Genomic DNA, 4,948 nt, shown 5'->3' on the forward strand with positions numbered 1-4,948 from the left:
AGACCCTGACTTGCCCCTCGCCCCTCGCCCCTCAAAACTCGATACTCGAAACTCGATCCCAGCCCCTATCCCCTCCCAAATGCCCTGGCTCCAACTCTCCCTCATCATCGACCGCGATTACGCCGAGCAAGTGGAGGGGGCGCTGGAGGACGCCGGCGCGCTCGCAGTGACCATGGACGATGCCGCGGACGAGCCCGGCACAGGCCCGGTGGACCCGGCCGCGGGCGGCGTCTGGGAGCCCGCACCGGCCACGCAGCCGCTGTGGCGCCGACTTCGCATGACCGCACTCTTCGACGATGACGCCGCCGGCGAGGCCGCAGCCCGCCAAGCCGCCGAAGCGCTGGGCCACCTCGCACTATCGCCACCGAGCATCGCTGGCCTGGAGGATCGCCCCTGGGAGCGCGTCTGGCTGGACGAGTTCTGCCCCACCCGCTTCGGCGAACGTCTGTGGGTCTGCCCGCGCGGTGAGCGACCGGCCGGCGCCAACGGCCCGGACTGGCCCGGCGTGGTTGTGGACCTGGACCCCGGCCTTGCCTTCGGCACCGGACACCACCCCACAACGGCGCTTTGCCTCACCTGGCTGGACGGGCTCGACCTAAGAGGCAAGCGAGTGGTGGATTACGGCTGCGGGTCCGGCATTCTGGCCTTGGCAGCGTTGAAGCTCGGCGCCGCGTCCGCACTGGCGGTGGACCACGACCCCCAGGCGCTGGACGCCACCGTCGACAATGCCATTGGCAACGGTGTGCTGGGGCAGCTCGCTGTGGCCCGACCCGAGCAGGTTCCAGACACGCAAGCGGACATTGTGGTGGCCAACATCCTCGCGGGGCCGCTCTTGGAGCTGGCCCCCACACTCGCCGCACTCGCCGCACCGGGCGCGCTGCTCGGCCTCTCCGGCATCCTCGCCCGGCAAGCGCCGCAGGTGGCAGACGGCTATGCGACGCATTTCGCCGTGGAGCCGGCCGAGACACGGGAAGAATGGGCGTTGCTCACCGGCCGCCGCCTCAGCAGCCGCAGCTGAATACACTTTATGTCGATGCGCCCTCGCGCTTCGCGCAGAGCGCGCTGCAAAGACCGCAGCCAGGCCGAGGCGACCGGTCCGTGGCCGTGTCCTTGTAAGCCTATCCCCTTCATCAGCATGCGTCGCGGAGACTGCTGCCCGGACTGATCTTGGCTAGAATCCAGGGCTCCGTCGCCGCCTCCCGGAGCCCAATGCCCGCATGCCAACGCGCCTCAAGGTCAACGGCAGTACCAGCAAATCCGCCCAGTCGCCCCACAGCGGGGCATCCGCGTGGACGGGCACGCCCTGCCCCCCGGGACCGGCAGCTGACGCTGGGCTTTGCATCGGCGGCATAAGCCTCCGCAACCGGTTGATACTGGCGCCCATGGCCGGTGTGACGGACAGGCCGTTCCGCAGCCTCTGCCGACGCCTCGGTGCCGGCCTTGCGATATCCGAGATGCTCTCCGCGAACCCGGCGCTAGCCGATACACGCAAGAGCCGCGAGCGCGCGGACCATCGCGGCGAGCCCGGTCCCATCGCCGTGCAGATCGCGGGCGCCGATCCACGCTGGATGGCCGAAGCCGCACGCCGCAACGTGGACAGCGGTGCGCAGATCATCGACATCAACCTCGGCTGCCCTGCCAAGAAGGTCTGCAGCGCTGCCGCCGGCTCGGCACTGCTGCGCGACGAGCCACTGGTGGCGCGCATCCTGGAGGCCGTGGTGGCCGCCGTGGCGGTACCCGTGACCCTCAAGACCCGCACCGGATGGTCGCCGGAGAGCCGCAACCTGGCCCGCATCGCCCGCATCGCACGGGAGTCGGGTATCGCCTTGTTGACGGTGCACGGCCGCACCCGTGCCTGCGGCTATAGCGGGCGCGCAGAGCTCGACAGCCTGCGCGCTTTGCGGGCAGGACCGGTGCTACCCCCGGACTTTCCGCTGGTGGCCAACGGCGACATCGACAGCCCAGAGCGCGCGCGAGAGGTGCTCGCTTACACGGGTGCCGATGCCATCATGATTGGCCGCGCGGCCCAGGGGCGTCCCTGGGTATTTCGAGAGATCGACCACTACCTGGCCACCGGCAAGCGGCTGCCGCCGCCCACCGCGGACTGGATTCGTGACACCCTGCTCGCTCACCTGGACGAGCTGTATGGCTTCTACGGCGCCGAGCGCGGCGTGCGAATCGCCCGCAAGCACATCGGATGGTATCTGCGTGGTCGCCCGACTCCCGTGGCCACCAGTCAGTCCAGCCTGGACCCTGGCGGTCCGGCTGCTATCGACCTGACCCGGATCAACCGGGCCGAGACACCACAACAACAAGCCAAACAGGTCCGCGCCGTGTTGGAACGGACCATCGACCTGGAGGATGCGGCATGACGAGCGCGACAGCGGCCAAGGCTGCGCCCCGACCGGAGCAACGAGACGAAGACCAACACGCCAACTGGCAAGGTTTGACCGTCGTACAGATGGACCGAGGAGAGCCGCTTCGTGAGTGCGTAAGGGCCGCCGTGCACACCTACCTGCGCAACATGGCTGGACAGGAGGTGGAGGGTCTGCACCGCTTCGTGATGGACGAGGTGGAGCGCCCGCTCATCGAGACAGTGCTCGACGCCGCAGCCAATAACCAGTCCGTCGCTGCCCGTATGCTCGGTATCAGCCGCAGTACACTGCGCAAAAAGCTCGCCGCCTATGCGGCGGCCGACGGCGCACCGGAAGCCTGATGCGGCGCAACACCCGATTAGACGACGCGCCCACGAGCCGCCTCGACGCCATGGATTCGCGCCTCATCTGCGCCGCCCTCGCCGCAGTGGCATAATCCGGTCGTCATCCGTCGCCCCCAGTGCGGACGGCACAACCGTGCGCCGGCCCCGCTCGGCAACGGGCCCAACAACACCGCCGATGGCTTTCACCCGAGCATCCGCGAGGCACTCCATGCACCCCATCCGCCGCGCCCTGATCAGTGTGTCCGACAAGACAGGTCTCGCCGATTTCGCCCGGGCCCTGGCCGAGCGGGGCGTCGAAATCCTCTCCACGGGCGGCACGTCGCGGCTCCTCACTGACGCGGACGTGCCGGTCAAAGAAGTCTCGGACCACACGGGCTTTCCGGAGATCATGGGCGGACGGGTCAAGACGCTGCACCCGCGGATCCACGGCGGCATCCTCGGCCGCCGCGGCGTCGACGACGGCGTCATGCACGAGAACGAGATCAAGCCTATCGACCTCGTGGTGGTGAACCTTTACCCGTTCGAGGCGACGGTCGCCAAGCCGGAGTGCGACCTCGCCACTGCCATCGAGAACATCGACATCGGCGGCCCGACGCTGCTGCGCGCGGCGGCCAAGAACCACGCCGCCGTCACCGTGGTGGTGGACGCCGCCGATTATGGCCGCGTGCTGGACGAAATGGCCGATCAAGACGGTGCCGTCAGCGATGCCACGCGCTTAGACCTCGCCGTGAAGGCCTTTGAGCACACGGCCGCCTACGATGACGCGATCGCCAATTACCTGGGCGCTGTCCTTGAGGACACGGACGGCAAGCCAGAGGGCCTTCCCCGCACCTTCAACGTCCAGTTCCGCAAGCGCCAGGCCATGCGCTACGGCGAGAACCCGCACCAGAACGCCGCCTTCTACGTCGCCCGCGACCTGCCCGAGGCCTGCATCGCCGGCGCCGAACAGCTACAGGGCAAGGCACTCAGCTACAACAACATCGCCGACACCGATGCGGCGCTGGAATGCGTCAAGCAGTTCGCCGACGGCCCCGCCTGCGTCATCGTCAAGCACGCCAATCCCTGCGGCGTCGCCTACGGCGATAGCCTGAAGCACGCCTATGAGCGCGCCTTCGCCACGGACCCCGAGTCTGCCTTCGGCGGCATCATCGCCTTCAACGGCGAACTGGATGCGGAAACGGCGGAGGCTATTGTGGACCGCCAATTCGTGGAGGTGATCATCGCGCCGACGGTGACCGCCCAGGCCGCGGCAGCCGTGGCGGCCAAAAAGAACGTGCGCCTGCTGGCCTGCGGCGGCTGGGATGCCAAACCGGCTCCCTATATGGATTTCAAGCGTGTGGGCGGCGGCCTGTTAGTGCAGGACGCCGACCTGGCGCTCACGGGCGAGCTCAAAGTCGTCAGCCGCCGGGCCCCGTCTGAGACGGAGATGGGCGACCTGCTGTTCGGCTGGCGGGTGGCCAAGTTCGTCAAGTCCAACGCCATCGTCTACGCCCGTGAGAGCCAGACTATCGGCATCGGCGCCGGGCAGATGAGCCGGGTCAACTCGGCGCGCATCGCGAGCATCAAGGCCGAGCAGGCGGGGCTCGCCGTACAGGACGCCGTCATGGCCTCCGACGCCTTCTTCCCGTTCCGCGATGGCATCGACCAGGCTGCCGCCAACGGCATCGCCGCCGTCATCCAGCCCGGCGGTTCTATGCGCGATGACGAGGTCATCGCCGCCGCCGACGAGCACGGCATGGCGATGGTGTTCACGGGCATGCGCCATTTTCGTCATTGAGGAAGTTGCGAGTTGCGAGGGGCGAGTAGCGAGGAAGAAGCGCGGCGCTCTATCCCCCTCGCCCCTCGCTCCTCGCCCCTGATCACTGATGATTCATCCCACCGCCATCATCGAGTCCGGCGCCGAGCTGCACCCGAGTGTGTCGGTGGGTGCCTACTCCATCATCGAGTCCGGCGCAGTGCTGGGCGAGGGCTGCCTCGTCGAGAGCTGCGCACGGGTCTACGGCCATACGCGGCTCGGTCGCAACAATCGGATCTGTCACGGCGTCACCCTCGGGTCGGAGCCGCAGGACCTCGGCTACACGGCAGAGCAGGCTAAGCCGCTCACTATCGGCGACAACAACCAGTTTCGCGAGGGCGTCAATATCAGCCACGGCGTCAAGTACGCCACCGGCACCCGCATCGGCAGCCGCAACTTCTTCATGGCTTACAGCCACGTCGGGCACGACTGCA

General features: G+C 67.9%; 4 protein-coding genes and 1 pseudogene. All 5 read left to right on the plus strand.

Annotated features, from left to right (window positions below; all coding sequences use genetic code 11):
* Positions 1 to 79: 79 nt before the first annotated feature.
* A complete protein-coding gene (gene prmA, locus I6U14_RS13275; RefSeq protein ID WP_296900002.1) occupies positions 80 to 1,018 on the plus strand; it encodes a 50S ribosomal protein L11 methyltransferase in 939 nt (312 codons plus the stop codon).
* A gap of 322 nt (positions 1,019 to 1,340) precedes the next feature.
* Entirely contained in the window at positions 1,341 to 2,372 is a 1,032-nt protein-coding gene (dusB, locus tag I6U14_RS13280) for a tRNA dihydrouridine synthase DusB (RefSeq protein ID WP_296900005.1), read from the plus strand.
* Positions 2,369 to 2,716, plus strand: a complete 348-nt coding sequence (locus tag I6U14_RS13285) for a helix-turn-helix domain-containing protein (RefSeq protein ID WP_296900003.1) — start codon at positions 2,369 to 2,371, stop codon at positions 2,714 to 2,716. Before dusB ends, I6U14_RS13285 begins: the two co-directional genes overlap by 4 nt.
* A gap of 211 nt (positions 2,717 to 2,927) precedes the next feature.
* Complete coding sequence (gene purH, locus I6U14_RS13290; RefSeq protein ID WP_296900004.1) at positions 2,928 to 4,496, plus strand: bifunctional phosphoribosylaminoimidazolecarboxamide formyltransferase/IMP cyclohydrolase; 1,569 nt, start codon at positions 2,928 to 2,930, stop codon at positions 4,494 to 4,496.
* 85 nt (positions 4,497 to 4,581) lie between these two features.
* A pseudogene (locus I6U14_RS13295) lies at positions 4,582 to 4,948 on the plus strand (acyl-[acyl-carrier-protein]--UDP-N-acetylglucosamine O-acyltransferase); the annotation flags it as partial.

This window comes from Thiohalocapsa sp. (genome assembly GCF_019695415.1).
GTDB lineage: Bacteria > Pseudomonadota > Gammaproteobacteria > Chromatiales > Chromatiaceae > Thiohalocapsa.

Coding starts and splice junctions, on each gene's coding strand:
- I6U14_RS13285 (WP_296900003.1), top strand. CDS start 2,369: ATGACGAGCGCGACAGCGGCCAAGGCTGCGCCCCGACCGGAGCAACGA.
- purH (WP_296900004.1), top strand. CDS start 2,928: ATGCACCCCATCCGCCGCGCCCTGATCAGTGTGTCCGACAAGACAGGT.
- prmA (WP_296900002.1), top strand. CDS start 80: ATGCCCTGGCTCCAACTCTCCCTCATCATCGACCGCGATTACGCCGAG.